The sequence below is a fragment of the Actinotalea ferrariae CF5-4 genome, assembly GCF_000603945.1.
In the GTDB taxonomy this organism is placed as follows: Bacteria; Actinomycetota; Actinomycetes; order Actinomycetales; family Cellulomonadaceae; genus Actinotalea; species Actinotalea ferrariae.
Genome location: NZ_AXCW01000361.1, coordinates 1 through 3,075, shown reverse-complemented (window position 1 = coordinate 3,075; position 3,075 = coordinate 1). Strand labels below are relative to the sequence as shown.

Sequence of the window (3,075 nt, the reverse complement as noted above, 5' to 3'; positions counted from 1 at the left end):
CTACACCACTTCCAGGGACTTGACCGACGAGAGCGCCTCAAGCCGCGCTTCGTCTCCCTGGAGAACCTCCACCAGCACGTGCTCGTCAGCCGCCTGCAGCACGTCTCCCGCCGCGGCGGCACGGCGCTGCTGTACAACCCGCGCGGTGACGAGGCCAGCGCGGGAGGTGCGCTCGCCTCAGCCATCAACACCATGAACCGGTTCTACCGCGACCTCGGCCTGGACCACCCCGACCTCCAGCCCGGCGCCGTCAGCAACTGGCGGGTGGAGTACACCTGGAACACGCTCGGCATGGACGCGGCCACGGAGGTCACAGGGCTCGAGCAGTCCCAGGTCGAGAGCGTCCTCGGCCTCACGCGGCAGCTGCGGGCCAAGTCGGCCGCCGCCCCCCGGGGCACCGTCCAGAGCCTCTGAGCTTCCCCGCGCGTGGCGCCGTGCACCGATTGACAGGTGCACGGCGCCACGGACGTTCTGCACCAGCACCTTGAGAACTCCACAGCGCAAGCAAGACCTACCCGGGGTCCCATCCATCCACCACGACCCGGACGCAGCGAAGGAGGTGACACGGCACCTGCGTCCGACCCATACCCGGGAGAAGGTACGACCCCGGTCAGAGGACCGCGTCCTGGGTAGCGGTGGATCCTCCGATGCCCGCCAGGACGTTCACGCCCGCGGCCGGGCGATGTCGTCGCCGGCGCTCACACCCGGGTGGCGGCGAGCTCCCGGCTGGCGCGGAACTCCTCGGCGGCCGGTTCGGTCGTGTACTCGACCAGGGCGACGTTGTGCTCGCGGAGCACTTCCAGCACCTGCTCGGGGGTGGCGTAGAAGAACTCCCGGCGGGTGTTGATGCGGTTGACCCGCTGCTCGGCGAAGTGTCGGTGCAGCATCGCCTCGATGCCGAACGCGTCCTCGGAGAAGAACAGGGCGTGCACGTCGAACGTGAACGGCACCGACGCGTCCCCGAGCTCACGGACCCGGTCCATCGGCTCTAGGCGACGGGTCATCCCGATCTTCACCACGGTGTCTCCAAACGCACCGATGTTGGAGATCACGTACACGTACCCGGCTCGCACGTTCGCGGCCCGGTAGTCGACGTCGGCGATGGACCGTTCGATCTGCTCGAGCTTGGCCTGCAGCTCGGCCGCGCCGGTCGTGTCCCCGCGGGCCTGAAGGGCGGCCAGGGCGTTGGCGTAGTGGTCGCGCTCCTTGTCCAGCTTCTCCCGCTCGCGGCGCAGCTCGTCCTCGACGCGCTTCTCCTCCCGCAGCCGGGCCCGCTCCTCCCGCTCGGCTTCCTTCGCGGCCTGGACGGCGGCCTGGTGCCGGGCGGCGAGCTCGAGCTCCCGCATCCGCAGCCCGTGGTACTCCGGGGTGATCGCGAGGTTGATCATCTGCCCGTTGTTCGCGACCCGCTCGACGACCTTCGTCAGACGCGCCTGGGCAGTGGTGAGCCCACCGGCCTTGACCGTCTTGATCGCGTTCTCGGCTTCGGCGTTGTAGGCGGCCAGCATGGTCTTAGACATCGAGTCGACGAACTTGCGGCCCTGGGCGGCGGAGTTGTTGAACGTGAAGTTCGACGTAGCGGTGACGGCCCGCTTGCTCGACGCGGTCGCCTTGATCTGCGCCCGGACGCGCGCGAGCTCGGCGGACAGGGTGGCGGATGCCTCGGCCGGGTGCTCGAAGTCGTACAGACCGAACTCCTGGACGTTGATCGCGTGACGGACGTCCAGGGCCTGCGTCCTGAGCGCCTCCAGCTCGGCCTGGGCGGCGGCGACCTCGGCGGCGTGGCGGTGGCGGGCCCGGGAGATCTGCTCCTGTAGGGCCGTCAGCTCGGCCTGGGCGGTCGCGGTCTGGAGCTGGATCTCCGCCAGCGTCAGGGCCCCGGTCTGCTCGAGGGCGGCGCGCAGCTGGTCGTTCTCGGCGGCCAGGTCCCGGGCCACGCCGCGCGCACCGAACAGCCCGATCTTGCGACTGCTGGCCGGCGGAGACTGCTCGGCGGCTGGCTGCGAGGGCTGCTGAGCCGGGGCTGCTGCGGCGGCGGGCTGCGGCTGGGCGGTGTGCTCGGTCCACTGGGCCCCGTCCCAGTAGCGCATCTGACCGGGGACCTGCGGGTCGGGGTACCAGTTGGCCGGAGGAGTCGTCACGGTCGCGACCGTACCCGCGGGTGGAGACATCGTGTACCAGGAGCGTCACCTGAACGGCTCCTGGGACAGCGCCGGGAAACCCGGGGCAGATGCCAGGGCGAACTCCGGGGCGGCAGGGGCAGCGCCGGAGCAGCGGAGCGGCGGCACACCGGGGTCTACTTCCTGGCCTTCTTGAACCTCTCGCGAGGACAACCCGAGTGCGCCCTTACCGCCAGGTTGGCCGCGCCGTGCACCCGACAAGGAGCGTAGCGACGCCGCCCGCGCCGCGGCATGAGCGTGCACGGCTGCCACCCCGTGGCGCGCCCGTACGCTCAGCTGATGGAGCTCTCGGACGAAACAACCATCACGGTCACCCGCGGTGAACTGATGCTGCTGACCGCCGGGCTGACGGCGTACCTGACAGCCTTTGCGCGGCACCGCGACGAGGACGGCGGAGCGTCCCATCCGGAAGAGGAGTGGGTCGAGTTGCAGCGCCGGACCGGGGAGCTCATCTGGCGGCTCGAAGAAGCGGGCGCGCCGCCCGGGTCCCACATCATCCACAGCGCTGAGGCCGTCGAGCCAGGTAGGCCGTAAGCCGTAACGGGAGCGATCTGCGGCGGTTCTACCGCGCCGTGGCATGACCGCACGACTGACTGACATGTCTGCCACGCTCGATGGCGTGGACATCAGAGCAGTCGACCCCCGCGACCAGACGTGGGAGCTTGACCGGCCGAACTACCGGGTCTTCTTCCATGACGCCCACGGCGTTTCGGACGAGTACGAGCTCCGCGACGCCGACGTCGTCGAAGTGTTGGCCTGGGCACAGGACCAGGCGGCGGGGCGCACGTTCGTCCTCTACGCCTGTGTACCCGGTGACGGCCTGGGTCTCGTGCGCCTTCAAGGCAGCGACCCGAACGCGCGCTGACGGCGGCTACTAGGAAACTTCACGCAGGAT

The 3,075-nt window shown here is 69.9% G+C and carries 4 protein-coding genes; 3 read left to right on the top strand and 1 reads right to left on the bottom strand.

Translation table 11 applies throughout. From position 1 onward, the window contains the following. On the top strand, positions 1-414 hold a 414-nt coding region (locus N866_RS21640), incomplete at its 5' end, for a hypothetical protein (protein WP_162177337.1). Positions 415-698: 284 nt separating this feature from the next. On the opposite strand, the gene N866_RS17735 is transcribed toward N866_RS21640, so the two are convergent. After that, positions 699-2,141, bottom strand: a complete 1,443-nt coding sequence (locus N866_RS17735) for an SNIPE associated domain-containing protein (RefSeq protein WP_034229096.1) — start codon at positions 2,139-2,141, stop codon at positions 699-701. 318 nt (positions 2,142-2,459) lie between these two features. Between N866_RS17735 and N866_RS17730 the strand changes: the two genes are divergently transcribed. Together N866_RS17730 and N866_RS17725 are read left to right on the top strand one after the other, a co-directional pair. Next, positions 2,460-2,714 carry a hypothetical protein gene (locus N866_RS17730; RefSeq protein WP_155855463.1) on the top strand — a complete coding sequence of 85 codons (255 nt, stop codon included), beginning with the start codon at positions 2,460-2,462 and terminating at the stop codon, positions 2,712-2,714. Between the two features lie 85 nt (positions 2,715-2,799). Continuing rightward, positions 2,800-3,045, top strand: coding sequence for a hypothetical protein (locus N866_RS17725; protein ID WP_081802796.1), 246 nt, complete (start codon positions 2,800-2,802; stop codon positions 3,043-3,045). The last annotated feature ends 30 nt before the right edge of the window (positions 3,046-3,075 follow it).